Origin of the sequence: Streptomyces sp. NBC_00005 (assembly GCF_045160215.1) — a bacterium.
Lineage (GTDB): Bacteria > Actinomycetota > Actinomycetes > Streptomycetales > Streptomycetaceae > Streptomyces.
The window spans coordinates 4,174,668-4,199,726 of record NZ_CP108316.1 but is presented as its reverse complement, the minus strand read 5'-3'; the positions used below and the strand labels follow the sequence as shown (position 1 = coordinate 4,199,726).

General features: G+C 71.0%; 21 protein-coding genes. 14 read left to right on the top strand and 7 right to left on the bottom strand.

Translation table 11 applies throughout. The annotated features are described in order from the left end of the window. The first annotated feature begins 27 nt into the window (after positions 1-27). Entirely contained in the window at positions 28-1,116 is a 1,089-nt protein-coding gene (gene ychF, locus OG303_RS19160) for a redox-regulated ATPase YchF (protein WP_405869620.1), read from the top strand. 217 nt (positions 1,117-1,333) lie between these two features. Here ychF and OG303_RS19155 read toward each other — a convergent pair whose 3' ends face one another. After that, positions 1,334-1,597 carry a type II toxin-antitoxin system RelE/ParE family toxin gene (locus tag OG303_RS19155; RefSeq protein WP_405869619.1) on the bottom strand — a complete coding sequence of 88 codons (264 nt, stop codon included), beginning with the start codon at positions 1,595-1,597 and terminating at the stop codon, positions 1,334-1,336. After that, positions 1,590-1,856: a type II toxin-antitoxin system Phd/YefM family antitoxin gene (locus tag OG303_RS19150; RefSeq protein ID WP_405869618.1), complete on the bottom strand. Its 267-nt coding sequence runs from the start codon at positions 1,854-1,856 to the stop codon at positions 1,590-1,592. Before OG303_RS19150 ends, OG303_RS19155 begins: the two co-directional genes overlap by 8 nt. Positions 1,857-2,790: 934 nt before the next feature. Between OG303_RS19150 and OG303_RS19145 the strand changes: the two genes are divergently transcribed. Beyond that, complete coding sequence (locus OG303_RS19145; protein ID WP_405869617.1) at positions 2,791-3,060, top strand: hypothetical protein; 270 nt, start codon at positions 2,791-2,793, stop codon at positions 3,058-3,060. A 6-nt stretch (positions 3,061-3,066) separates the two neighbouring features. Here OG303_RS19145 and OG303_RS19140 read toward each other — a convergent pair whose 3' ends face one another. Then, positions 3,067-4,053 carry an NADPH:quinone reductase gene (locus OG303_RS19140; RefSeq protein ID WP_405869616.1) on the bottom strand — a complete coding sequence of 329 codons (987 nt, stop codon included), beginning with the start codon at positions 4,051-4,053 and terminating at the stop codon, positions 3,067-3,069. 246 nt (positions 4,054-4,299) lie between these two features. Between OG303_RS19140 and OG303_RS19135 the strand changes: the two genes are divergently transcribed. Genes OG303_RS19135 through OG303_RS19125 form a run of 3 tightly spaced genes read left to right on the top strand, consistent with a single transcriptional unit; the run spans position 4,300 to position 7,389 of the window. Continuing rightward, positions 4,300-4,614 (top strand): hypothetical protein, encoded by a 315-nt coding sequence (locus OG303_RS19135; protein WP_405869615.1) that lies wholly within the window; start codon positions 4,300-4,302, stop codon positions 4,612-4,614. A gap of 1 nt (position 4,615) precedes the next feature. Beyond that, positions 4,616-5,644, top strand: a complete 1,029-nt coding sequence (locus OG303_RS19130) for a hypothetical protein (protein ID WP_405869614.1) — start codon at positions 4,616-4,618, stop codon at positions 5,642-5,644. Further along, positions 5,641-7,389, top strand: a complete 1,749-nt coding sequence (locus tag OG303_RS19125; RefSeq protein ID WP_405869613.1) for a hypothetical protein — start codon at positions 5,641-5,643, stop codon at positions 7,387-7,389. Before OG303_RS19130 ends, OG303_RS19125 begins: the two co-directional genes overlap by 4 nt. Here OG303_RS19125 and OG303_RS19120 read toward each other — a convergent pair. Beyond that, positions 7,370-9,064, bottom strand: a complete 1,695-nt coding sequence (locus OG303_RS19120) for an APC family permease (protein WP_405869612.1) — start codon at positions 9,062-9,064, stop codon at positions 7,370-7,372. The two genes, OG303_RS19125 and OG303_RS19120, sit on opposite strands and share 20 nt — an antisense overlap. A gap of 95 nt (positions 9,065-9,159) precedes the next feature. Then, positions 9,160-10,068, bottom strand: a complete 909-nt coding sequence (locus tag OG303_RS19115; RefSeq protein WP_405869611.1) for a LysR family transcriptional regulator — start codon at positions 10,066-10,068, stop codon at positions 9,160-9,162. A gap of 167 nt (positions 10,069-10,235) precedes the next feature. Here OG303_RS19115 and OG303_RS19110 point away from each other — a divergent pair, with 167 nt between their 5' ends. Both OG303_RS19110 and OG303_RS19105 read left to right on the top strand, forming a co-directional pair. Next, positions 10,236-11,066 (top strand): oxidoreductase, encoded by an 831-nt coding sequence (locus OG303_RS19110; protein ID WP_405869610.1) that lies wholly within the window; start codon positions 10,236-10,238, stop codon positions 11,064-11,066. Between the two features lie 82 nt (positions 11,067-11,148). Further along, the gene (locus OG303_RS19105; RefSeq protein ID WP_405869609.1) at positions 11,149-13,374 is read left to right on the top strand and encodes a DEAD/DEAH box helicase; all 2,226 of its coding nucleotides are present in this window, start codon (positions 11,149-11,151) and stop codon (positions 13,372-13,374) included. Between the two features lie 75 nt (positions 13,375-13,449). Here the strand turns inward: OG303_RS19105 and OG303_RS19100 are convergent, their stop codons facing one another. Next, positions 13,450-14,631 (bottom strand): serpin family protein, encoded by a 1,182-nt coding sequence (locus tag OG303_RS19100; RefSeq protein WP_405869608.1) that lies wholly within the window; start codon positions 14,629-14,631, stop codon positions 13,450-13,452. A gap of 126 nt (positions 14,632-14,757) precedes the next feature. Between OG303_RS19100 and OG303_RS19095 the strand changes: the two genes are divergently transcribed. The 6 genes from OG303_RS19095 to OG303_RS19070 all read left to right on the top strand — a co-directional run bounded on the left by OG303_RS19095 (position 14,758) and on the right by OG303_RS19070 (position 21,535). Next, entirely contained in the window at positions 14,758-15,960 is a 1,203-nt protein-coding gene (locus tag OG303_RS19095) for a DUF4190 domain-containing protein (RefSeq protein ID WP_405869607.1), read from the top strand. 147 nt (positions 15,961-16,107) lie between these two features. After that, positions 16,108-16,860: a GntR family transcriptional regulator gene (locus OG303_RS19090; RefSeq protein ID WP_405869606.1), complete on the top strand. Its 753-nt coding sequence runs from the start codon at positions 16,108-16,110 to the stop codon at positions 16,858-16,860. A gap of 352 nt (positions 16,861-17,212) precedes the next feature. Beyond that, on the top strand, positions 17,213-17,413 hold the full coding sequence (locus tag OG303_RS19085) for an SPOR domain-containing protein (protein ID WP_405869605.1): 201 nt from the start codon (positions 17,213-17,215) through the stop codon (positions 17,411-17,413). Positions 17,414-17,443: 30 nt separating this feature from the next. Then, the gene (locus OG303_RS19080; protein ID WP_405869604.1) at positions 17,444-17,896 is read left to right on the top strand and encodes a (deoxy)nucleoside triphosphate pyrophosphohydrolase; all 453 of its coding nucleotides are present in this window, start codon (positions 17,444-17,446) and stop codon (positions 17,894-17,896) included. Between the two features lie 156 nt (positions 17,897-18,052). Next, positions 18,053-18,451 (top strand): ATP-binding protein, encoded by a 399-nt coding sequence (locus tag OG303_RS19075; RefSeq protein ID WP_405869603.1) that lies wholly within the window; start codon positions 18,053-18,055, stop codon positions 18,449-18,451. 306 nt (positions 18,452-18,757) lie between these two features. Then, positions 18,758-21,535 carry a SpoIIE family protein phosphatase gene (locus OG303_RS19070; RefSeq protein WP_405869602.1) on the top strand — a complete coding sequence of 926 codons (2,778 nt, stop codon included), beginning with the start codon at positions 18,758-18,760 and terminating at the stop codon, positions 21,533-21,535. Here OG303_RS19070 and OG303_RS19065 read toward each other — a convergent pair. Further along, positions 21,518-23,026, bottom strand: coding sequence for a hypothetical protein (locus OG303_RS19065; protein WP_405877354.1), 1,509 nt, complete (start codon positions 23,024-23,026; stop codon positions 21,518-21,520). The two genes, OG303_RS19070 and OG303_RS19065, sit on opposite strands and share 18 nt — an antisense overlap. Before the next feature lie 674 nt (positions 23,027-23,700). On the opposite strand from OG303_RS19065, the gene OG303_RS19060 reads away from it, so the two are divergent. After that, a complete protein-coding gene (locus tag OG303_RS19060; RefSeq protein ID WP_405877352.1) occupies positions 23,701-25,014 on the top strand; it encodes a hypothetical protein in 1,314 nt (437 codons plus the stop codon). The last annotated feature ends 45 nt before the right edge of the window (positions 25,015-25,059 follow it).

Here is a 25,059-nt window from a genome sequence, read left to right as displayed (position 1 = left end):
TGTCTCTCACGTACGGGAAGTCGCAACGTGTCGCTCACGATCGGAATCGTCGGTCTGCCGAATGTCGGCAAGTCGACCCTGTTCAACGCCCTGACCAAGAACGACGTGCTCGCGGCCAACTACCCGTTCGCCACCATCGAGCCCAACGTGGGCGTGGTCGGCGTCCCCGACGCCCGGCTGACGAAACTGGCCGAAATCTTCTCCTCCCAGCGTGTCCTCCCGGCGACCGTCGACTTCGTCGACATCGCGGGCATCGTGAAGGGCGCGTCCGAGGGCGAGGGCCTGGGCAACAAGTTCCTCGCGAACATCCGTGAGTCCGACGCGATCTGCCAGGTCATCCGTGCCTTCAAGGACGAGAACGTCGTGCACGTCGACGGCAAGGTCTCGCCCAAGGACGACATCGAGACGATCAACACCGAGCTGATCCTCGCCGACCTCCAGACCATCGAGAAGGTCCTGCCGCGCCTCCAGAAGGAGTCGCGCATCAAGAAGGACATCGGTCCGAAGGTGAAGGCCGTCGAGGAGGCCAAGGAGATCCTGGAGAAGGGCGACACCCTGTTCTCCGCGGGCATCGTCCAGGACTCCGGCAACGAGGAACTCCTGCACGACCTGCACCTCCTGACGACGAAGCCCTTCCTCTACGTCTTCAACGTGGACGAGGACGAACTGGTCGACGAGGAGTTCAAGGCCGAGCAGCGCGCCCTGGTCGCCCCCGCCGAGGCGATCTTCCTCAACGCCAAGCTGGAGCAGGACCTCGCCGAGCTCGACGAGGAGGACGCCCTGGAGCTCCTGGAGTCCGTCGGCGCCGAGGAGCCGGGCCTCACCACCCTCGCGCGCGTGGGCTTCAACACCCTCGGCCTGCAGACCTACCTCACGGCCGGTCCCAAGGAATCCCGCGCCTGGACCATCAAGAAGGGCGCCACCGCCCCCGAGGCCGCCGGAGTCATCCACACCGACTTCCAGAAGGGCTTCATCAAGGCGGAGGTCATCTCCTTCACCGACCTGGTGGAGACGGGGTCGGTCGCCGAGGCCCGCGCGAAGGGCAAGGCGCGCATGGAGGGCAAGGACTATGTGATGCAGGACGGGGACGTGGTGGAGTTCCGCTTCAATGTGTAGAGGGTGACGCGACACTGCATCGCTGATCTGGCAAAAATGCAGGTCAGAAGGGCTTCGACTCTTCGGAGTCGAGGCCCTGGTTATTTCCCGTGCTGGATGGGTGCTGGTTTTTCGGGCCTGGCATCACTCACCGGCACCCCACGTCACCTCTCTTCATTCGTCCCGTGCTGGGAGGAGATGGGCTGGCGACAGTTCGCGGCGAGCTGTGGACGGGACCTCACGTCTCGTAGACCGTGGAGCGGTGTCCGACATGAACCACCCACACGATCAGTTCGCCGTTGTCGATGGTGTAGATGACCCGGTAGTCGCCGATCCGGAGGCGACGGCGATCGGGTTGGGACACGAGCGCCGTGGTGCTGATTCCGAGCGGGTCGTTCTCCAGTTCCGTCAGCTTGGCCAGGATGCGCAGTGCCATGTCGCGGGGGACTTTCCGAAGCTCGCCCTGCGCCTCGGGCCGGAACACGGTGCGGTACTCACTCACTGCGCGCCAGGGTCTCCTTCATGATGTCCTCAATGGGGACGCCGGCTGAGCGGTTCGCCATCCGCTCGTCGATGATGCGATTGATCTCGAGCTCTTCCCACTGTTGGTACTTGCGCAGGACATCGATCGAGACGACGGCGGCGACTTCTTTTCCTCGTCGCGTGATCACGGTGGGTTGGTCATCGCGATCGGCCCGCTCGACGACTTCGGCAAGGTGTGCGCGGACGTCGCGGATGGACTCTATGGGCATCTGCGTCATGCGCTCAATGGTACCGGATGTCTCATGTGTACACAATGGTGATTGGACGCTCCCTTCCGGGCCCCTGTTGGGTGCGGTGAGGCTCGCGCCGCTCCTGGTCGGCGGCGATGCCGCCGTGGGGTGCTGGTTCGTCTTTCCCGTACCGGATCGGCGCTGGATGTGATCATGGAAAGCTATGTTTCCGCAGGTCGCAGCTCTGCAGTAGGTGTTCCCGTTCAGTGCATGAACTCCACCACGTCGCTGACCTGGGAAAATGAGATCTCCGCAGTGAACGCGGCTGGCGAGGTCGGGAGGAGATCGACGTGTCACCGAGACGACGCGCACCTCGCGCAGTGGGCCCTGGTGCCTGTCGGCGGACACGCTTCCATCAGCGACCATCCGGTGCCGCCAGGACCGGCGACCGGCGACAGCCCCCGGATCATCAAGGACAGGGGCAACGAGTCATACCGGCCCCGGAGGCTACGGGCCCGAACCGGGCTCTACGAGGAAGGCGATGGGCTTCTGAGTCGCATGGTGCCCGGGATGACGCTCCCGTGCTGGGACCGTGCTGGGAGACTCCCCTCAAAAATTGCGTTTCCGCAGGTGGGAGCTCTGTGTTCGACGTTCCGCTTCAACGTCTGACCTGCACCGCGCCGATGGGACATAAGAACCCATCCAGGTGAAAAATCTACCAAATCACGTGCAATGCCCCGTGCTGAGTCACGATCTCTTCGGAGTAATCGGAAGTAGAGGGACTCAAAGAAGGGACGGGGCTTTGTATTTGAGGCGCGTCGGGACGATCTTGGGCGCGGTTGCGCTCAGCATGCTGACCATCCCCACCAACGCTCACGCTGCGGGGGTCGCCTGTGGTGGGGGTGTGTCGAGCGGGCGGGTGGCCATCAATGGCTGCATCAGTGCCGAGCGGGGGTCGGTGGGCCGACTCCCCTCGCGAGAGGTGACGGCGTACATCAAGGCGCGCAATACGGGAGCGCGGGGATTGAACGTCGCCTACGAGGCGTTCTCACGTCCCGAGGGTGGTTCCTGGGCGAAGGTGGGCTCCGGTCGTGCCTACGTCGGGGCAGGCCAGGAGATCGGTCCTGTCGAAGTGGGAAGCGCGACCCGGGTGTGCGCCCCCGTGAGGGTCGAGATCCGCGTGCATGCCAAGGCCGACGGTGCCGCCTGGAGCGGCTGGTCCCCCGCATCCACGAAGCAGTGCCAGACCTGAGCCTGCTCAGTGGCCGTGCTGCACGGCGACCACGACACGGCCCGGGACGGACCGGTTTTCGAGGGCCTGCTCGGCCTGTGCGGTCTGTTCGAGAGGGAAGGTCTTCCCGATCGGGTAGGTCAGGTCGCCGGCGGCGGCAGCGGCGGTGACGTCCTTCATGGCTGCGCTGACGGCGTCGGCGGGGAAGTCGTCGTAGCCGATCATGCGGGCGGTGAGGTTGTTGAACACCATGGACCGGAAGGGGATGTGGGGCCGGTCGTCGCGGCTGGAGTAGCTGACGACCGTGCCGCCGATGGCGAGCATCTCGACGTCCTGGTGGATGTTGTCGCTGAAGGCGACCTCGATGATGCGGTCCACCCCTTGCGGGACGATCTCCTTGACCTGGGCGGCGAGGTGGTCGCCGGCGAGGAGGGCGTGGTCGGCGCCCGCCGAGAGCGCCTCGGTGAGCTGGTGCTCCTTGGAGACGGTGGCGATCACCCGGGCGCCGCCGCGTTTGGCCAGGACCACAGCGGCGCGGCCGACGCCCCCGGTGCCGGCGACGACGAGTACCGTCCGGCCCGTCACGGGCCCGTCGGCGAAGACCGCGCGGTGCCCGGTGATGCCGGGAATGCCCAGGCAGGCGGCCTGAGCCGGATCGAGGGCCTGCGGTGCCTCGGCCACGCAGTGCACGGGGACGGTGGTGTACTCGGCGGCGGTGCCGAAGGGCCGGTAGGTCTGCGCGTAGGAGCACCAGACCTGCTTGCCGATCCAGTCGGGGGAGACGCCGTCGCCGACCTGGTCCACGGTGCCGGAACCGTCGGTGTGCGGAATGATCCGCGGGAAGGCCATGGCGGATTGGTAGGTGCCCAACCGCTTCTTCACATCGCCCGGGTTGATGCCGGAGAAGGCGAGGCGGAGGCGCACCTCGCCGGGAGCGGGCCGCGGGTCGTCCATCTCGCCGTACGTCAGGACGTCGGCGGCCGGACCCTTGCGTTCGAACCAGACGGCTTTCATGACGCGACCGTACCGGCAGGGCCGCCGGCCCGCGGGTTCGGCACCGCACTTCCGGCGGCGCGCTCGGCCGGCGGCGTTCGTCCCGGGCGTACGCCTGCCGTGCCTGAGCACCCCCGACGATCGAACCGCAGGCCGGGGTGGGGCTTGCCCAAGTGGGTACGCTGGTAGGGGCGTTGAGCGGGGGAGATGGTGGAACCGGCTGCGGCGTCCGTTGTCGGATCCTGACCTGGACGCGGGGGCGTTGGCATGGCTACGAAGATCTCGGTGTCCGTCAAAGGGCTGATCGGGCTGGACGATCCGGACCGTATGCTCGGCGAGCTCGAGACGGAGACCGGTCTGTCGTGGAGCCCGCAGGAGGTGGAGGAGGACGGTGTCCTCACCGGCGGCATCGTCGAGATCATCATCGTGGCCGTGGTCGGCAAGGCCACCGAGATGACCGTCTCGGCCGCGGTGGACGCCGTGAAGCAGGTCGTCGAGCGGTGGCGCAGCGAGCGGCTGGATCCGCTGGACACCTCGGTCGACACGGAGCCCGTACCCGACTCGGAAGACTTGGACGGCTGAGATGGCATCCAGGGCAGTGGTGATCGGACCGGCGACGTACGGCGTGCATTCGGGGATCGACAGTCATCCGTCGATCGGCGAGAGCGCGCGCATGTACGGCGACGTCCTGGCCGGCGACGCGATGTGGGGTGCCGACAGCCGCCGTGTCCTCGGGCAGGACGAGGTCCAGACGGCGGACGGCGTCATGAAGGCGCTGCAGGAGGCCGCGGACGCCACGGAGCCCGAGGACATCTTCCTGGTGGTCTACGTCGGCCACGGTCAGTACTGGAGCGACCTTCCCGGCGCCCAGGTCCACTTCTCCGTGGGGTCCTCGCACAAGGACAAACCCTGGACGTGGCTGTCGAGTTGGTATGTCTACCGCGTCATGCGCAGGGCCAGGGCGAAGCTGAAGGTCCTGATCGCCGACTGCTGCTACTCCAACCTGTTGCCGCAGCTGGGGGAGGAGCCGGTCCTGCCCGGAGTGCTGGGCGAGCTGGACGAGGGCACCTGCGTCTTCACGGCCGTCAAGAACGCGAACTTCGCTTCCGCCGAAGGCTGTTCGGCGCTTCCCGGGGACCTTTCGCGGTGCACGCCCTTCAGCGGACATCTGCTGCGCATACTGCAGGACGGCACGAAGGACCACGACTCCCGCCTCACCATCGGACTCCTGCGGGAGGCCGTGAAGAGGGAGATGGACAGCTGTGCCGCCGCCCGGCACCAGGTACCGCGCATGTCGCTGAACGACGCCCGGGACGGTACACCGCTGTTCACCAACCGCATGGAGCCCACCCGGCGCGACCTGCCCCCGCGGCTCCCGGTCGACCCCGAGGACTGGATCAGGACCCTGATGCTGGACCGGGACTCCCGTCTCGACGACCTGCTGAGGGACGAGCGCAAGACCGGCGACGTCGTCGCCATCCTCAGCTCCAGGCCGGACGAGGCCAGCAGGCACCTCGCGCGGCACATAGACGCCAGGGCCAACAACGCGTTCAGCGAGCCCCATGCCTTCGCCCGCTACTGGAACCAGGTGGAGAAGGCACTGCGCGTATGACGGACGGTCACACGGCCGGAGGCTCCGACACGCTCAACGCTTCCGAGAGCGAGGACGGGGAGGCATGGAGCTTCGGCTACGAGTGGGTGACCACCTGCCGGGTCGATGCCTTCGTCAAGCGCGTCCAGGCCATGCGGGAGGGCGAGGACCAGGGCACCGAGGGCGGTGAGAAGCCGCGGCCCGCCACCGCGATCCGAGTCCTGCACGCCTTCGCCGTCAGGCGCCCCATCGACCAACTCATCGAATCCGCGCGGTACTTCGACTACCGGGACGCCGCCAACGTGCTGGCCACGGCGGCGCTGGCCCGGAACATCATGCAGGCCGCGGACCTCGCGATCAGGCAGTGGGACGCCGAGCGGGACAGCGAGGACGAGCGTCCCCGGCTCACCGACGGGGTCATCCACGACATCGCGTGCCAGCGGACGGTCCTGGACGTCGCCGTGTTCATCCGGGAGTGCCGTCGAGCCGGCAAACGCGACCTGGTGGACCGGACGATGAGCGCGTTCACCGAACCGGGCTCGGGGCGCACCAACCTCGACAAGGCGCTGCTCTACATCGCGTTGCGCGACGAGAAGTGCGCCGAGGAGGCGGCCGAGTTCCTCCGCCAGGCCCTTGTCGCGATCACCCGGAACGGTTCGCTGCAGGCGTCGGACACCGTACCGAGGGAGTTCCACGATCTCGCCGGAGCGCTCCACCACCTCAGTCCCTCCGAGCGGATCCTGGAGGAGTGGGTCGACGCACAGCTGCAGCACGACGACTACGTGCACGACACGAGACGGATCATCGCGCAGCTGATCGCCACCAGGACGGACAGCCCCGACACCCTCGTGGAACACGTCGGCAAGAGGCGCAGCCGCTACGACATCGCGGAAATATGCGGCCAGTTGACGAAGCCGCCGTACTCCGAGAAGTGCGCGGCGATCCGTCGGCACGCCGCGTCGCGCGACAAGATGGAGGACCTGGCCGAGATCGTCAGGATCTGGTACGAGTCCGACGCCCTCAGCAGGACGACCAGGGAACTGCTCGCGGACATCGTGGCCAGGGGGACGGCGCAGGACGCCGGACCGCGTTCCCCCAAGGAACTCGACCGCCTGGACACGGCGTTGAGCAACGTCAACGCCCCGCCGGAATGCAGACGCCTGCTGCGCATCGCCGCCGCGGTGCACACCGACGGCCGTCCCGGGGCCGACCTGGTGGCCCTGCTGGACAAGGTCGAGCGGCCGCGGGACCGCAACCGCGCGGCCCAGACGATCGCCCGGAGACTGGCCGCACGCGTCCTCGAAGACGGCGCCGAAGCCGACGTGTTCGTCGAGTACGTCAGGGGGCTGCGCGACTCCGGCCGCGCCGAGGCCGTCTATCTGTCCTGCAAGGAGCTGGCGGATCCGTCCGACCCCGTGCGGCCGCCCGAGGGGTCGGGTGCGGTCATCGCCGAGATCGCGGCGCGTCTGTACGCCGTGGGTCTGGGCCGCGACGGCTGGGACCTGCTCGAACGCTGCCTGGAGAACGAGCAGCGGGTCACCCCGCAGGAGGTGGCGTCGATCGTCGACCGGCTGCGCGCCGACACGGTGCGAGAAGGGGAGGCGGCGCGGGAAGGGCACGTGATGCAGGAGGAGGACCGGCACTTCCTGCTGCGGGCCACGGTGGGGCGCTGGTCCGACGCACACCGCCGGGAAGAGGCGGTCGAGGAGTTGAGCAGGAAGGGGTTCGACGCGGAGGCCAGGGAGGTCATTCGGTCGCTGCGCTGACGACCGGGGCGGGACCGCCCGTGCCCGGAGTCGGCAGCATGGGTGCCACTTCGGTCATGTGGCGCTTGGATGCCCTGACCAGCCCCTCGAAGGAGACGAGCGCCGCCGCGACGGCCAGGAAGCCGCCCAGGAACTTCTTGTGGAGACCGACCGGCGAGTCGCCCAGCAGCAGTGTCAGCAGCACCAGCACCGTGAGATGACCGATCAGCCAGAGCGCCGCCTGGGCCGCGGGGCTGGTGCGCCACTCGCGGAACAGCGTCACATGCACCTTGGCGTCGTATATTCGCCCGAATGCGGGCAGCCACCGGGCCAGGCTCGGGAGCCACAGCAACAGGACGCAACCCACGGCGAGGGCCGTCATGCCCCGCCACAGGGGCCCCCAGCCCGCCCCGTAGAGAATCAGCGCGATCAGGGCGAAACTCGACCGGGCCAGGACCTCGTGGGCGTCGCGGCGCCGGCGGGAGTAGCCGGGCAGGTGATCGCGCAGCGACACCAGGGCCACGCCGGGAACGGCGTAGACGACCAGGGTCAGGACTCCGGTGACGGCGACGAGGGTGGTCCAGCTGCCGCCGACCGCCCGCAACGCGATCGCCGCGACGACCAGGTCGACCACCAGCACCAGCCAGTAGACGTCGTAGCGCCGCTTCAGGGATGCCTTACGGGCGGTCTGCAGCCCCCGGTGCGTGAGATGGGCGCGGCTGAGTGCCGCGACCTCGCGGGTGAGTGAATGGGCGAAGACGAGCCCCGCACCCATGGGCGAGACCACCGCACCGATCCTGAGCAGCCACCCGAGCCACCACAGTGAGGCGGCGAACGCGAAGTGGGCGTAGGGCGAGGACGCCATGTTGTCGGCGCTCCAGCCGTACTCGTGATACCTGCTGAAGACCACCTGGAGCGCCGTGTACAGCACCATCGAGCCGGCGATCGTCCCGAAGACCGCGCGACGCAGCCGGGCCGCCTCGCCGATCCCGCGCCGCTTGACGTTCCCGGCGAAGTCCAGGGGCCCCTGGAAGCCCACGTAGGCGTAGATCACGCCGCTGCCGACCACCGCGCTCAGCGCCGCGGCGGCGCCCTTTCCGCTGCTGTCGTCGCTCGCCCGCAGGCCGTGCTGGTCGAAGCCGGCCGCGATCAGCAGGACGACGGTGAGGACGGGGATGACGACCTTCAGTACCGTCAGCCAGGAGTTGATCCTGAAGAAGATCCGCGGGGCGATCAGGTTCACCGCGGAGATCGCCGCCATGAACACCAGCGCGTAGTACCAGCCCTTGGTGGTCAGTGCGTCGGAGGAGTCCAGGAGCCCGTGGACCTTCCAGGAGAGGCCCTTGGTCATCGCGACCGCCTCGCTGGCCAGGTTGATCGCGTAGACGAGCCACAGGCCGGCCGCGGCCACCGTCGCCACCAGCGCGCCGCTGCTCTGCAGCGGCAGGAAGATCAACCCGCCGGTCTTGGGCGCCGCGGTGCCCAGTTCGACCATGACTCCGGCTATCAGCAGCATCAGCAGGCCACCGAACAGCCAGGCGAGATAGGCGTCGGAACCGGCCTTCAGGAACGCGTCGTTCGCGCCCAGCATCCAGCCCGAACCGATCGCACCGCCGGCCGCCAGACCGACCAGATGGAACATCGACAGCCGTCGCTGCTCGTCCTCGTCCTCGAACGGCAATGCCCGGAGACTCATCCGCCCTATCCCCCGCGTAGCGTCGGCAGCTCCTCACGCACAGTGGCGACAGGGTACAGCGAGGGCTTTCTGTTGCGCTTGGGTTGATCGCATTGTCAGTTCGGGCCGGCGCCGGCCGCCGCCCCGCACGCCTCCGCGTACGCCCGCACCAGCGGTCTGCGGTCTCCCTTGCGCCAGGCCAGGACGTACCGGCTGGGCGTCACCCCGCGCACCGGACGGGTCACCACGCCGCCCAGCGTGATCAGCGGGACGTTGCCCACCGCCACCAGGCACACGCCGAGCCCCGCGACCAGGGCCTCGTACGTCTCCTCGGTGCTCGCGATCTCCGCGCCGATGCGCGGCGGGCGGCCCGCGCGTTCGTCCAGGGCGAGCCAGTAGTCCCGCAGCGGGCCCGCGCTCTCGGGCAGGGCGAGGAAGGGTTCGTCGGCCAGATCCTCGAAGTCGATCTCGGTGCGGGGCGCGAGGGGATGGGTGTCGGGGAGGGCGACCAGGCGGGGTTCCTCGGCGACGACCGTCCACGCGTAGCGGTCCTGGTCGGGCAGGGGCAGCCAGACGAAGGCCACGTCCGCGTCGCCGTCCGCCAGGCCCGCGGTCGGGTCCTCCCAGCTCACCTGGCGCAGCCGGACCGCGGCCTCGGGGTGCGCGGCCGTGAAGCGGGAGCGGACCGCGGGCAGCAGTCCGCCGCGGCCGGGGCTGGTGCTCATACCCACCACCAGCGTGCTGCGCTGTGCCGCGCGGGCCTCCTCCACCGCGGACGCGCCCTGCGCCCACGCGTCCAGTACCCGCCGGGCGTGCGGCAGCAGCGCCGTGCCGGCCGGAGTCAGCCGCACGCCCTGCCGGTCCCGGCGGAACAACTCCACGCCCAACTGCCGCTCCAGCGCCCGGATCTGCTTGCTCAGCGCGGGCTGCGAGACGTAGAGCCGCTCGGCCGCGCGCGTGAAGTGCAGTTCCTCGGCGACCGTGACGAAGTAGCGCAGGGCACGCACGTGTACGTCGGTGGTCATGCCCATCGGTTATCACCAAAGGTCTTGGACGGGCAACAGGGACCGGCGGCAGCCTGGTGTGCGGACGACCTGGTGTGCCGAGGAACAGACCGCGGCACGGACAGACCGCGGCACGAAGAGAACACGGCACGAAAAGAACACGGCACGGAGAGAACACAGGAGGAGTCATGAACAAGGTCTGGCTGGTCACCGGTGCGAGCAGCGGCTTCGGGCGGGCCATCGCGCAGGCGGCCCTCGCCGTGGGGGACGTGGTCGTCGGCGCCGTCCGCCGGCCCGAGGCGCTGGACGACCTGGTGGCCGCCCACCCCGACCAGGTGGAGGCGCTGCGCCTTGACGTCACCGACACCGCTGCCGCCGAGGCGGCCGTACGGGACGTGGTGGCGCGGCACGGGCGGATCGACGTCCTGGTCAACAACGCGGGCCGCACCCACGTCGGCGCCTTCGAGGAGACCACCGACGCCGAACTGCGCGAACTTTTCGACCTGCACGTCTTCGGGCCGGTGGCCCTCACGCGCGCGGTGCTGCCGCACATGCGGGAGCGGCGCTCCGGGGCGGTCGTGCAGATGAGCAGCATGGGCGGGCAGATGTCCTTCGCGGGCTTCTCGGCGTACAGCGGAACCAAGTTCGCGCTGGAGGGCCTGTCGGAGGGGCTCGCGGACGAGGTGCGGGACTTCGGCATCAAGGTGCTGATCGTGGAGCCGGGCTCCTTCCGGACCTCGCTGTTCGACAGCAGCCGCGCCGGGGTCAGCGCGGACAGCGGCGTGTACGCCAAGGTGAGCGAGACCCGTGGCGCCATCGCCGGCGGCGACGGCAGCCAGCCCGGCGACCCGGCCAAGGCCGCCGCCCTCGTCCTCGCCGCCCTCGACGCCGAAGAGACCCCGCTGCACCTGCCGCTCGGCGAGGACGGCGTCGACGCCGTGCTCGGCAAGCTCGACCAGGTGCGCACGGAGATCGCGGCCTGGGAGAAGCGCACCCGCGCCACGGCCTTCGACGACTGAGCTCCGCTCCCGGTGCGCCCCCCGTTGTCAGACCCCGGTGCAAAGATGTGCGTAGTGGGGTGGACGGCACGTGAGGGGCGGCATGGTGGACGTCGGGGAGGTGCAGCTGCCGCCCGTGGGGCGGCGGGCCCGGGACCTGTGCGCGGACGGCCTGCGGCTGTACGACGCCGCCCGCACCGTACTCGCCGACCACGCCCGCGCCCTCGAAGCGGTCCGCTCGGCGCTGGCCCCGCTCAGGGACGAACTCGTCGCCAAGGAGCTGGAGTCCATCCCGGTCGCCCGGCTCAAGGACGCCACCGAGGGCCGGCTGCGCCTGACGGCCGTCGAGGCCGCCGGGCTCTCCTCGGTGCGCGCGGTGTACGAGGCGAGCCGGTACGAGCTGCGGCAGATCCCCGGCGTCGGCGCCCAGACCGCCGACCAGGCCCTGGCCGCCGCACGGCAGATCGCGCGGGCGGTCGAGGAGACCGTCTCGGTCCGGATCGACGTCGACCACCCCGAACCCCGGACCGCCGCGCTGGTCGTGGCGCTGCACCGACTGGTCGAGGCCGGGCCCGAGCTGCGCCGGGCGGTGGACACGGCCGAGCAACTCGACCGCCGCCTGCGCGAGTTGCTGCCTGCGGCCCGTCCGGCGACCGGCCGGCTGCGTCTGGCGCTCACCGGACGGCGCCGCAAGGAGGCCGCCCTCGCGGCGACGGCACAGCTGCGCGCGCTGACGGCGGAGGCGGCCGCCAAGGGCACCCGGCTCCAGCTGACCCAGGCCGCCACCGACCTGCTGCGCGAACCGGCCTCCGACATCGAGGCCTGGGTCGACTTCGAGCTCCGCTCCGCCGAGTACTACAGCCAGCTCGCAGAGGTCTCCGAGCACCGTACGGACGAGGCGGCCGCCGAGGGGTTCCTGCCCTCGGAGGTGGCCGAGCGGGTGCACGCCCAGCCGCTCGACGACACGCACCGCCGGGTCTCGCTGCGCGGCTACCAGTCCTTCGGCGCCCGCTTCGCCCTCGCCCAGCGCCGGGTCGTCCTCGGCGACGAGATGGGGCTCGGCAAGACCGTCCAGGCCATCGCCGCGCTCGCCCATCTCGCGGCCGAGGGGCACAGCCACTTCCTCGTGGTGTGCCCCGCCAGCGTGCTGATCAACTGGACGCGGGAGATCCGCTCGCGCAGCGCCCTGCGCGCGGTGCCGGTGCACGGCCCGGACCGGCAGGACGCGTACGCCGAGTGGCGCGAGCACGGCGGCGTCGCCCTCACCACCTTCGACCTGCTGCACACCCTGCCCGCGCCGGACGGCACCAAGCCGGGCATGCTCGTCGTCGACGAGGCGCACTACGTGAAGAACCCCGACACCCGCCGCGCCAGATCGATCGCGGCCTGGACGAAGACGGCCGACCGCGTCCTGTTCCTCACCGGCACGCCGATGGAGAACCGCGTCGAGGAGTTCCGCACCCTCGTCCGCTACCTCCGGCCGGAGCTGGTCCCCGAGATACGCGACAGCGCGGCGGTCGCCGGTCCGCACGTCTTCCGCAGATCGGTCGCGCCCGCCTACCTGCGCCGCAACCAGCAGGACGTGCTCACCGAACTGCCCGCGCTGCTGCAGGTCGACGAGTGGGAGGAGTTCAGCGCGGCCGACGAGGACGCGTACCGCACGGCGGTCGCCGAGGGGAACTTCATGGCGATGCGCAGGGCCGCGTACGCCGACCCCGAGAAGTCCGCGAAGCTGCAGCGGCTGCGCGAACTGGTCGCGGAGGCGGCGGACAACGGCCTGAAGGTGGTGGTGTTCTCGTACTTCCGGGACGTCCTCACCACCGTCCAACAGGCCCTGGGCGAAGGCGCCTTCGGCCCGATCTCCGGCTCCGTCCCCGCCGCCCGGCGCCAGCGCCTGGTCGACGACTTCACGGCCGCCGAGGGACACGCGGTGCTGCTGTCGCAGATCGAGGCCGGCGGCGTCGGCCTCAACCTCCAGGCGGCGTCCGTGGTGATCCTCTGCGAACCGCAGGTCAAACCCACCCTGGAACACCAGGCCGTGGCCCGCGCCCACCGCATGGGCCAGATCCGCACGGTCCAGGTGCACCGCCTCCTCGCCACGGACAGCGTCGACGAACGCCTGCTGCGCATCCTCAAGAACAAGGACCGCCTCTTCGACGCCTACGCCCGCCGCAGCGACACCGCCGAGGCCACCCCGGACGCGGTCGACGTCTCGGACGGCAGCCTCGCGCGGCGCATCGTGGAGGAGGAGCAGCGGAGACTGGCAGAAGCGATGAAGAAGACGAAGGCGACGAAGGCGACGAAGGCGACGAAGGCGACGAAGACCTGACCGTCGGGCGCTGTCCGCCCGCACGGTGTCCTGGGTTGTCCTACACGTCCTGGCCTCCTACGCCTCCTACGCGTCCTAGCGGAAGGGCGTCGGGTCCGTGACCCAGCCCGCCGTCAGTACGAGGCGCGTCTCCCGGTGTACGGCGAGGAAGCCGAAGGGGCGGTCGAACACCGCCCGGACGACAGTGTTCTCGTACCGGAACTCGGGGACGCCGCCCGCCGCCACCGGCATGACGGCCGTCACCGCGGCGGCCCGGAAGCCGAGCGCGCCGAACTGCGCCACGGCGGACTGCCCGGCGCCCCCGATGGCGAGCGGGGCGGCGCTGATGCCGGGGAAGTGCCCCTGCGAGGTGTCCCGTGCCGTCGTGAGTCCGAAGAGGCGGTGCAGCCGCAGCAGGTCGTGGTCCGCCCGCACGTCGAACGCCACGGTGCTGACGTCGAGGCTGACCGGCTCCGGAGCGACCGCCGGTATCCGTTCCACGCGCAGGCCCGGTCCCACGTGCCCGTAAGGGAGTTGACCGCCTCCGGTGACCGGCAGTGCGCCCTCCAGGACGCCGACGCCCGCCCTCAGTACCTGCCCGGGGGCCATCCGTTCCTCGCCGAGCAGCAGGTGGACGTCGATGCCGTTGTCGCCGGGCACCTTCAGCGCCGTGACGTGCCCCTCGGGCGTGCTCGTCACGCCGAGCCGGTCCGGCCGGACGCCCCTGCGCCACAGCCCGAGCAGGCGCCGGCCCTGCCACGGACCGGTGTCCGGGCTCTGCATCACCTCCGTGAAGGGCCGCGGCCAGTCCGTGCGCAGGACGAGTGCGGTGGCGAGGACCATCCGGGCGTCCTCGGTCAACGTGACCGGCATCCGTTCGACCAGCCCGCCGGTCCGCTTCGCCGCCCACGCGTCCAGCGCCTCCTGGGAGGCCTCGAGATCGGTGGTCAGCACCCCGTGCGCCTCAGCGGGAAGCCCCGTCAGCCACTCCTCCCGGAGCTCCAGCGCACGGTCGGTCCACAGCCCGAGAGCGGACTCCAGGCCGGGCGTGGACTCCATCGAGGCCAGCAACTCCCTTGCCCCGGTGGCCGCCTGATGCGCCGGCACTCCCAGCGCCTGAGCCAGCTCCGCCCGCGCCGCGCCCTGCGCCCCGTCCGCGAGGAACGCCAGCAGCGGCCACACCCCCGCCGCCGAGAACACCGTGCCGCCGTCCGCCGCCCCGGCCCACCTCGCGGTCAGGTCGTTCACCGCCCGGATCGTCCAATCCGTGATCCCCATTCCGCCCCCACTCACCCCGTGCTTACGATGCGCCCAGTCGTACGCGGATCCAGCACGTCAGCGCGTACGTCCGAGCACGCCTCCGCGCAGCCTGCGCGCCACCCCTGAACCAGGAGCACGGTACCCGTGTCCGCACCCCCGCCCCCTGGGCCCCACCGGCCCCAGGACCCCCAAGGGCCGTATCCGCAGGGCCAGTACGGGGACCCGCAGGGGCCCCACGCCGCTCCCGGACCGTACCCGTACCAGCCCTGGGGTCAGGGATACAGCCCGTACAACCGCCCCGCGCCCGTCAACGGGGTCGCCGTCGCCTCCCTGGTCCTCGGCATCCTCTGTCTCCTTCCGGCCGCCGGGCTGGTGCTGGGGCTGATCGCGCTCGGTCAGATCAGGAGGAACGGCGAGCGGGGCAGGAGCATGGCCGTCACCGGTGCGGTCCTCTCGTCCCTCGGCCTTGCGCTGTGGGTGGCGGCGCTCGCCAGTGGCGCCCTGCTCGACGTCTGGTCCGGCTTCAGGGACGCCGCGGGCGACAAGGGCAGCGCCTACTCCCTCACCAAGGGCCAGTGCTTCGACTCCCCGAGCGGGTCCCTGGGGGGCGTGACCTACGACGTCGACAAGGTGCCCTGCGACCGTCAGCACGACGCCGAGGTCTTCGCCGCGTTCAAGCTGACGGGCGGCGTCGGCTACCCGGGGGACGGCAAGGTCACGGAAGCCGCCGACGCCAGGTGCTACGCGCTCCGGTACGACTACGCCATGGACGCCTGGGCCGTGCCGCAGGACGTCGACGTGTACTTCCTGACGCCGACCCGGCAGAGCTGGCGGCTCGGCGACCGCGAGGTGACCTGCCTGTTCGGCAACACGCACGAGAAGGCCGGTCTGAAGGGTTCGCTGCGCAACGACGGCCGGACGCTGGATGCCGACCAGGTCGCCTACCTCAAGGCCGTCAATGTCGAGAACGCCGCCATGGACGGGCAGCCCGTGGACAGCCCCGACGACGACCTGCGGGGCAGCCGCGAGTGGGCCGCGCAGATGTCGGGAGCGCTCACCGAGGAGGCCGCGAAGCTGCGCGACCACCCGTGGCCGGCCGGTGCGAAAAAGCCGGTCGCCAAGGTCGTCGCGCAGGTCGAGGCGGTACGGCGGGAGTGGGCGCGGGCCGCCGCGGCCGACGACGCGAACAGCTACTACGACTCCTACGACCGCGCCATGGTGCTCTCGAACCCGGACACCGCCGTCACCGCCCGCAAGGCTCTGGGCCTGGCCACGACCCCGCCCTCGTCCGAGGACCGGGACAGCGGAGGAGGCGGCGGCGGAAGCGGCTCGGCGCTCGAGGTGTGAGCGCGGCCATAGCGGGGAGAAAGTGCCTGCGTAAAGGCTTCCCCAGGCACATGTCATCACATCGAGTGATTCTCTGGCCTTTGCTTGCACCGCACAACCCACGGTTGCCAGGCTGTAGCTGTCTGTACAACCTGATGGGAGCGGCCAGTGACTTTCGGTGAGCAGCCGGCGTACCTGCGCGTCGCGGGTGATCTCCGCAAGAAGATCGTCAATGGTTCGCTGCCGCCGCACACCCGTCTGCCCTCCCAGGCCAGAATCCGCGAGGAGTACGGCGTCTCGGACACCGTCGCGCTGGAGGCGCGCAAGGTGCTGATGGCAGAAGGCCTGGTGGAGGGCCGTTCCGGGTCGGGGACGTATGTGCGCGAGCGCCCGGTGCCCCGCAGCGTCGCCCGCTCCGGCTACCGCCCGGCCGGCGGTGCCACACCCTTCCGTCAGGAGCAGGCCGACGGCGAGGGGCGCGGCACCTGGGAGTCGAGCAGCGCGCAGGCCGAGGCGAGCAGCAGTGTCGCCGAGCGGCTCGGCATCAAGCCAGGCGACCGCGTGATGTGCACGAGATACGTCTTCCGTGAGGCCGGCGAGGCGATGATGCTCTCCACTTCCTGGGAGCCCCTCGCGGTCACCGGCCGCACCCCCGTGATGCTCCCCGAGGAGGGCCCGCTCGGCGGCATGGGCGTCGTCGAACGCATGGCGGCGATCGACGTGATCGTGGACAACGTCACCGAGGAGGTCGGCGCCCGCCCCGGCCTTGCCGAGGAGCTGCTCGCCCTGGGCGGCGTCCCCGGCCATGTCGTCCTGGTCGTCCAGCGCACCTTCTTCGCCTCGGGCCGCCCCGTCGAGACGGCCGACGTCGTCATCCCCGCCGACCGCTACCGGGTCGCGTACCACCTGCCAGTGAAGTAGCGCACACCTTTACGGCAGTTGACCCCGGGCGGCCTCGCCCGGGGCCCCCTCTGGGCAGTCTCGGAGCCTGCCCGTCCGCCGGTGGAATCTGGCCGTTCTCGCAGGTCGCCCCACGCGTCTTCACCATGCCGCTGACCGGATGCGTCGACGTGTCCGGACGGCGTGTTCGAGGTTGTGCGCCCCCCTCGGTCTGGCCGGTTGCGTACCTCTTTGTGAAAACGCGTATTCGCTGCGTGAAGGTTAGGCGTAGGCTCGGGCATATGCGGATTGCGGTTTCCTTAGTGGGCGGGGCACGGCACGAACCGCGGGCGGGCAGCGGTCGGGCCGGGGTGGGAAGGAGCGGTGGGGCGGGATGAACGACGGCACGATCACTCTTCCCTGGCTCGTCATAAGGCAGGACGACAACGGCAACACCTACCGCGTGGGCAGGTACGCGACCCGGGCCGAGGCCCAGAAGATCGCGGACAGCCTCGACGACCGCGGACACAAGCAGCTGTACTGGGTCGAGCGCATAGGCCAGAACGGGCAGAACGGAACGCCCTCGGTCAACTGACCCCCGCGGGCCCCCGCTAGGCTCCCGCGCATGACGGAACGGATCGTGGTGGTGGGGGCCGCCCTCTTCGACGCCGGCCGCCTGCTCGCCGCGCGCCGCAGCGCACCTCCGGAACTCGCCGGACGCTGGGAACTGCCCGGCGGCAAGGTCGAGCAGGGCGAGGCCCCCGACGCGGCCCTCGTGCGTGAACTGCGCGAGGAACTCGGCGTGGATGCCGAGGCCGTCGCTCGCGTAGCGGGTGAGTGGCCCCTGAAGCCGCCGTACGTCCTCCAGGTCTGGACCGCTCGGCTGCTCCCCACCTCCGCCACCCCCGAGCCCCTCGAGGACCACGACGAACTGCGGTGGCTGGGGCCCGAGGAGCTCTGGCACGTCGACTGGCTGGACCAGGACGTCCCGGCGGTCAAGGAGGTGGCCGCCCACTGGGGCGCGACCGGCCGTAACGGACCCGGGGCCGCCCGGCCGCCACACCTCCCGAGCCGTTAGGCGCACGGCGCACCCGGCGCAGCGCCTACGCCGTTCGCGCCACAGTGCGCCGCCCCCGACGGTACTGGGCGCTGGATATCGGGTATGTGCCCATTAACCCCATGAAACCGGACATGGGTGGGCTTCTGGCCTGGGAAGTGATCGGCGTGATCGACCGTGATCGACACTGAAGGCGACTGCGCCGAGTGGAGCTTTCCTGCGGAACCGGGCGCTGTCAGAAACGCCCGCGCCGCCGTCCGCGGCCAGTTGCACCACTGGGAGCTCGACGCCCTCGGTGATCTCACGGTCCTGCTCGTCAGCGAGCTGGTGACCAACTCCCTGCGGCACGCCACCGGACCCATCGGCGTGCGCCTCGTGCGCCCCGTGGGCCTCATCGACGTCCTGCTGGTGGAGGTCTCCGACCCGCTCCCGGACCCGCCCCGCGAGCGCGTCGCCCAACCCGAGGACGAGAGCGGCCGCGGACTGCAGTTGGTCGCCCACTCCTCGCGCCGCTGGGGAACGCGGCCCGGCGAGGCGGGCAAGACGGTGTGGTTCGAGCTCGCCGTACCGGGCTGAGCCGGGTCCGTTCCCGGTCCGTCCGACGCTGTACGTCCGGTCAGGGCGTGCCCGCGGGGCGCTGTACGTGGCCCTCCGCCCTGTCGACCGATTGGTTCAGGCCAGTGGCAGTGTTCGGCGGGCGTGATTCGAGGAGGTGTTGGCTGGTTAGAAGACTGGAAGTGTTGTCGCAGCCGGGACCGAAAACCGTCGGGACCGTGCTGTGATCGTGAACACCGTGTTGTGCGGCGCCGTAGTGCTGGATACTGCGGGCAGCCGCCCCCGGTGACCGGTGCCGGATGCGGTGAGCTGGAGGGGACGGTTCGCGTGAGCGAGATACCAGCGAAGGCCACGGAGTCCGAGGACCCGTCGGACGGCGCGAGGGCGGAGGCCACGGGTGATGCCGAGGCCGACGTGACGAGCGGGACGGCGGGTGGGACGGGCCTGTCCTCCACCGGTGGGGGGCGCTCCACTTCCGGTGCGGGGATGAGGGATTCCTCCGGTACGGGGACCCGGGATTCCTCCGGTACGGGGACGCGGGACTCTTCCGGCGCGGGGCCCCGGGACATCGGCTTCGGTGACATGCCCCCCGGTGACGGCATGTGGCAGAGCAGTCCGCCCGGTTCCATCTACGACTACATCAAGGTCGCGTCCTTCTCCATCGGCCCCGACGGTCTCGTCGACCAGTGGAGCCTGCGCGCCGAGCAGCTCTTCGGGATCCGCGCCGAGCACGCGGTCGGCATGGACCCCATCGAGGCGTTCATCGACCCCGACCTGCGCGAGCAGGGTCAGCGCAAGATGGCCGAGATCCTGGACGGGCGGGAGTGGACCGGTGTGGTCCCGTTCCGGGCGCCCGGGGCGGCAGAGGGGGAGAGCGGGCGGGAGGGCCTCGCCGAGGTCTACGTCATGCCGACGCGGACCGAGGGCGGCGAGAAGGCCGCCGTCTGCATCGTCGTGGACGTTCGCACGCTGCGCAGCATCGAGACCGACCTTGCCGCATCGCAGTCGATTTTCGGTCAATCTCCTTTCGGCTTCCTGCTGATCGACACCGATCTGCGGATCCGCCGCGCCAACCAGCAGTTCGCCACCACCTTCGGCGGTACGCCCGACGACCACCGCGGCCGCGGTGTCCACGACTACCTGCAGCGGTCCGAGGCCGAGCGGGTCGCGGCCACGCTGCGCCGGGTCCTGGAGACCGGCGACTCCATCACGGACATGCACGTCACGGGCTTCGTGCCGGGTTCGGAGGGCCGCCGCCACTGGTCCATCAACCTCTACCGCGTGCACAGCGGTTCCGGCCGCCCCATCGGCGTCGCATGGCTCGGAACCGACATCACCTCCCGTCGCGCCGCCGCCCGCGAGGCCGCCGCGGCACGGCGCAATCTCGCCCTTCTCAACGAGGCCGGCGCCCGCATCGGCAACTCCCTCGACCTGGAGACCACGGCCCGCGAACTCCTCGACGTCGTCGTCCCCGGCTTCTGCGACCTCGCGACGGTCGACCTCTACCAGGGTCTGCTGGCGGGCGACGAGACCCCGCCGGGCCTCGCCGACGGCAGCGCGGAGCTGCGCCGGGTCGCCTTCGCGAGCGCGGTCTCCGACGCGCCGTTCGTCGGGGGCGGGGCGCCTGTGGCAGTGGGCGCCGTCCACCACTACCCCTTCAACTCCCCTTGTGCGGACGCCCTGCGCACCGCCCGCACCCAGTTCGTCCCCGCCGAGGAGGGCGGCCTCGTCCAGTCCACGCTGGCCGTGCCGATGGTCGCCCACGACACCGTCGTAGGACTCGCGCAGTTCGCCCGTGCCAAGGGCAGTGAGCCGTTCGGGGACCGGGACCGGGATCTGGCGGTGGAGCTCGCGGCGCGGGCCGCCGTCTGCATCGACAACGCGCGCCTGTACCGCCGTGAGCACGAACGCGCCCTGATACTGCAGCGGTCGCTGCTCCCGCCGGGCGACCCGGTGGCCTCCGGCCTGGACATCGCCTGCCGCTATCTGCCGGGCAACTCCTCCGCCGACCGTCCCAGCGAGGTCGGCGGCGACTGGTTCGACGTGATCGAACTGCCGGGCCACCGCACGGCGTTGGTGGTCGGCGACGTCATGGGCCGCGGCCTGCGCGCCGCGGTGGCGATGGGCGAACTCCGCTCGGCGGTCAGAACACTTGCCCTCCTGGACCTCGAACCGGCCGAAGTCCTCAGCGCGTTGGACGAGATCGCGCGGGGTCTCGGCGCGCCGGGCGGCGTCCAGCAGGCCACCCGCGCGGCCCGCCGCCCCCGCGAGGCGGACCTCTCCGAGGTGTACCTCGCGACCTGTGTGTACGCCGTCTACGACTCCGTCACCCGCCGCTGCACCTTCGCCAACGCGGGCCATCTGCCCCCTGTCCTGGTCGAACCCGGCGAGGACGCGCTGATGCTCGACGTGCCGCCCGGCATGCCGCTCGGCGTCGGCGGTGAGCCCTTCGAGGAGGTGGAGGTCGAACTACCCGAAGGCGCACTGTTGGCGCTCTACACGGATGGACTGGTCGAAAGCCGCGACCATCCCCTGGACGAGGGCCTCCAGGCCTTCGTAGGAGCCCTCACCGACCCCACCCTCCCCCTGGAGGACGTCTGCGACCACGTCCTGTCCACCCTCGACTCCCACCACGGCGAGGACGACATCGCCCTGCTGATGGCACGTGTCCAGGGCCTGCCCATCGATTCCGTCGGTGACTGGACGCTGCCGCGCGAGCCGCGCAGTGTGGGCCGGGCCCGTGAGTACGCCCGCGGCCAGCTGCTGTCCTGGGATCTCGAACCCCTCGTCGACACAACGGAGTTGCTGGTCAGCGAGCTGGTCACCAACGCCCTGCGCTATGGCGAGGGCGAGATCAGACTGCGGCTCCTGCTGGACCGCACCCTGGTCTGCGAGGTCTGGGACTCGGGCCTCGTCCAGCCCCGCCGCCGCCGCGCCCGCGACACGGACGAGGGCGGCCGTGGCCTCCAGCTCGTCGGCCTCCTGAGCGCGGCCTGGGGCTCCCGCCGGACGCCGCGTGGCAAGACGGTGTGGTTCGAACTCCCGCTGCCGGACGGGGAGACGGGGCTGGCGGATCCGGCGGAGGCACTACTGAGCCTGTTCTGACGCCCACCCGGAGTTCTGCCCGGGGACTTCCGCCCGGCGGGCCCGGGTGTGCGGCCCGCCGAAGCTCACGGGTGGGCCGTCGTCCGGGTCCGAGCCCAGGAGGATTCCACCGAGGACCGCTCCGGCGGCTCCGCTCGCGTGCTCGGCCGCACCGGCGACCGGGTTGCCGTGCACCCGTACGTCCTGCGTGGCGAGCCCGTGGGCCTGCCGGGCCAGAGCGTCGGCGGCGAGGGCGTCGGGCGGCTCGGCGGCGAGCAGCCGTTCCGCCTCGGCCAGCATGGTGCGGGCGGCACTGCCCACGGCACCCCGATGCGTCGTGACGAAACCGTCCGCGGCGGCGACGGCACCGCGCGCGACGAGCAGCGCGGCCACCGGCAGCACACCGCCCCGCCCCACGGCGACCGGCGCGATCGCCCGCGTGATCCTCCGCAGGGCGTCGAGCGGGTCGTAAGGCCCGGAGCTCAGTTCTTCTCGTACGGCGGCCAGGACGAGGTCGGCGTGCGCGGCGAGGGCGTGCAGCTCACCGGCGGGGAGGTCGGGGAAGGCCGACGCGCGGGCGGCCCTCACGCCCGCGAGCTCCGCCTCCGCCCCGGTCAGCGCGGCCGGCACCAGGGCGGTGGCCGCGCGCAGGTCGGCAGCGAGCCGTTCGACACAGCTCACTAACACGGCGGCCTGGGCTGTCGCACCCTCGGCGGCCCGCAGATGACGTACCGCACCCTCCCCTTCCCCCAAGTCGGCCGTCTGACGGGCCTGGTTGAGACGGGTCGTGGCGAACACCAGGCGGTCCTTGGCCTGTTCGGCGTAGCCGGTGACGGTGCCGATCGCGGGGGAGCCGTACCGCTTGCCGAGGTCGGCCAGTGTCGCCTCCGCGACCGCTGTGCGCCCGGTCAGCTCACGGAAGCGGGCCTCCGCGAGTTCCAGCGCCCCGTCCGGACAGCCCTGCCCCAGCGCCCGCAGCCGGTCGAACCCCGCGGCCTCCGCGTCCAGCCGGCGCCCCGCCTCCTGGCACCGCCCGACGATCCCGGCGAGCGTGTGCCGCCGGGACGTCTCGTCCTCGGGCACGCCGTCGTCGTACTGCTGCCGCATCCGAAAGGCGGCCGACAGCTCGGACGCGGCGTCCCGCACGGCCCGCGCGAAGGGCTCCACGGCCTCCGCCCCGAACCGCGCCTCGGCGAACCCGAGTTCCTCCCGGCTGGTGCGCACGCAGTCGTCGGCCTCGACCAGCAACGCCCGCGCCCGTTCGTCGACTTCGGACAGCGGTGGTACGGCAGTCCCGGCGGGGACGGTCGCACCGCCCGGTGTCGTACGCGTCCTGGCCCGCCGCGTGCGCCGCACATACCCGTACCCCGCGAGCACACCCGCCACGGCCACCACCGCGAGCGGCAGCACCAGGTCGGCGGCCGACGTCCCGTCCTGCTGTGCCGAGGCGGCGCTCGCGGCGGCCGGATGCGCACGGGTGACCGGAACCGGCATGTCTGTGTTGATCGTCATCCACGGCAACACGAGCCACACCACCCCGGCCAGCCCGCCCACCAGGGTGTGCAGCACGCGCACGGATATGCGAGAGGTGGCGCGCCGCGGCCGGCCCCGGATCAAGGATGACGTCACATTTCGGAGCGTATGAGCAGGAATGCGGCCGCGCGACCGGGGCGCGGCAGGGGTGGGGGAGAAGCGGCGCACGAAGCGGACTGGGCCGTACGGGGACGGACGAGGGGGGAGCGGGGATGGAACGGGCGGGGCAGATGAGAGCGGATGCGGGGAAGGGGCGGACGGGGGAGAGGGCCAAGGCGGGGAGCGGAATGGGCGACGGGGCGATCGGCGGGGAGGGGGCCGGTGCGGAAGGGCTCGGTGCGGAACGGGCCGACTCGGAGGGCGCCGGCGGGGAGGGAACGCCCGCGGAGGGAGCGCCCGCGGAGGGGACGACCGCAGAGGCGGCGACCGCGGAGGGGGCGACCCCCGAAGGAACCGGCACGGAGGGAGCGCTCATGGAAGGGACCGGCACGGAGGGGGTAGCGGTCGAAGGAGCCGACGCGGAGGGGGCGACCCCCGAAGGAACCGGCATGGAGGGAGCGCTCATGGAAGGGGCCGGCACGGAGGGGGTAGCGGTCGAAGGAGCCGACGCGGAGGGGGCGACCCCCGAAGGAACCGGCATGGAGGGGGCGTCCATGGAAGGAGCCGACGCGGAGGGCGCGACCCCCGAAGGAGCCGACGCGGAGAGGACGACCGGGGAAGGAACCGGCGCGGCGGGTACGAACCCCGAAGGAACCGGCGCGGAGGACCCGCCACCCGCGCCCGGCGCAGAGGACGCCCCCGCGTCCGGCGCCGAAGATGCCCCCGCTCGCACGCGAGGACCCGCAGTCGCCGATGGTGAGGATCCCCCGCAGGGGCCACCCGCACCCGACGACGAAGGCAGTACAGGTGGTGCGGGTGGGAACGACAAAGCCGATGGCGAAGCCGAGGCGACAAAGCCCCCACCCGGGCGACGCCGGCTGCGACGCCTCACCCTCACCTTCCTCCTGGCCCTCCTCCTCCCCACCCTCACCGCAGAATCCGCCCTCCGCCTGAACTACACCGGCGACCCGAAACAGGGCACTTACACCAGAAACCGAGACGCCATCTGGCTCGGCCACGCCTGGGTCGACGGCCGCAAGACCGACGCCGACGTCACCGCCCTCGCCGACCGCCTGAAAACCACCGGCATCCGCGACCTGTACGTCCACGCAGGCCCGCTGGAACACAACGGCACACTCCCCAAGTCGGCGTACCCGAAGGCCCGTTGGCTGATAGCCGCCGTACACCGCGCCGCCCCCGGAATCCGAGTCCAGGCCTGGCTCGGCGACGTACTCGCGACCGAGAGCCCGACCGGAATGCGCCTGGAGCGCCCGGCGACCCGCGCGGCCGTCGTCGCCTCCACCCGCCAGATCCTGGCCACCGGCTTCGACGGCGCCCACTTCGACCTGGAGCCCCTCCACTCCGGCGACCGCAACTACCTCACGCTCCTCGACTCGCTCCACGCCGTCACCCGCGCGCACCACGCCCAGCTGTCCGTGGCCGCCCACCAGATAGACCCGCTCCCGGGGTTCCACTCCTTCTGGGGCACGGTCGCCGGACACCCGAAGTGGTGGTCGCAGAAGTTCTTCGGCCAGGTCGCCCGCCGGGTCGACCAGATCGCCGTGATGTCGTACGACACCATGCAGCCCTTGCAGAGCCTGTACGGCGGCTACGTGGCCCAGCAGACCTCACTCGCCCTGGAGGTCACCCCGAAGTCGACGGACCTGCTGATGGGCCTGCCCTTCTACCACGAGAACCGGTTCGGCCACTGGAACCATGCGGAGACCGTCCCCGCCGCCGTCCGCGGCGTCCGCCTCGGCCTGTCCCGCACGGACGCGGACCGCGAACGCTTCGGAGTAGCGCTCTACGTCGACTTCGCGGCCACGGAGGCGGACTGGACGGCGTACCGGGACGACTGGGTGCACTAAAGGACTCGCCGCAAGCGGGGCACCCAGGTTCGCGTGCCATCATGC

Coding starts and splice junctions, on each gene's coding strand:
- OG303_RS19120 (WP_405869612.1), bottom strand. CDS start 9,064: ATGAGTCTCCGGGCATTGCCGTTCGAGGACGAGGACGAGCAGCGACGG.
- OG303_RS19110 (WP_405869610.1), top strand. CDS start 10,236: ATGAACAAGGTCTGGCTGGTCACCGGTGCGAGCAGCGGCTTCGGGCGG.
- OG303_RS19150 (WP_405869618.1), bottom strand. CDS start 1,856: ATGACGCAGATGCCCATAGAGTCCATCCGCGACGTCCGCGCACACCTT.
- OG303_RS19065 (WP_405877354.1), bottom strand. CDS start 23,026: ATGACGATCAACACAGACATGCCGGTTCCGGTCACCCGTGCGCATCCG.
- OG303_RS19085 (WP_405869605.1), top strand. CDS start 17,213: ATGAACGACGGCACGATCACTCTTCCCTGGCTCGTCATAAGGCAGGAC.
- OG303_RS19105 (WP_405869609.1), top strand. CDS start 11,149: ATGGTGGACGTCGGGGAGGTGCAGCTGCCGCCCGTGGGGCGGCGGGCC.
- OG303_RS19060 (WP_405877352.1), top strand. CDS start 23,701: ATGGAAGGAGCCGACGCGGAGGGCGCGACCCCCGAAGGAGCCGACGCG.
- OG303_RS19080 (WP_405869604.1), top strand. CDS start 17,444: ATGACGGAACGGATCGTGGTGGTGGGGGCCGCCCTCTTCGACGCCGGC.
- OG303_RS19125 (WP_405869613.1), top strand. CDS start 5,641: ATGACGGACGGTCACACGGCCGGAGGCTCCGACACGCTCAACGCTTCC.
- OG303_RS19135 (WP_405869615.1), top strand. CDS start 4,300: ATGGCTACGAAGATCTCGGTGTCCGTCAAAGGGCTGATCGGGCTGGAC.
- OG303_RS19100 (WP_405869608.1), bottom strand. CDS start 14,631: ATGGGGATCACGGATTGGACGATCCGGGCGGTGAACGACCTGACCGCG.
- OG303_RS19130 (WP_405869614.1), top strand. CDS start 4,616: ATGGCATCCAGGGCAGTGGTGATCGGACCGGCGACGTACGGCGTGCAT.
- OG303_RS19140 (WP_405869616.1), bottom strand. CDS start 4,053: ATGAAAGCCGTCTGGTTCGAACGCAAGGGTCCGGCCGCCGACGTCCTG.
- OG303_RS19115 (WP_405869611.1), bottom strand. CDS start 10,068: ATGACCACCGACGTACACGTGCGTGCCCTGCGCTACTTCGTCACGGTC.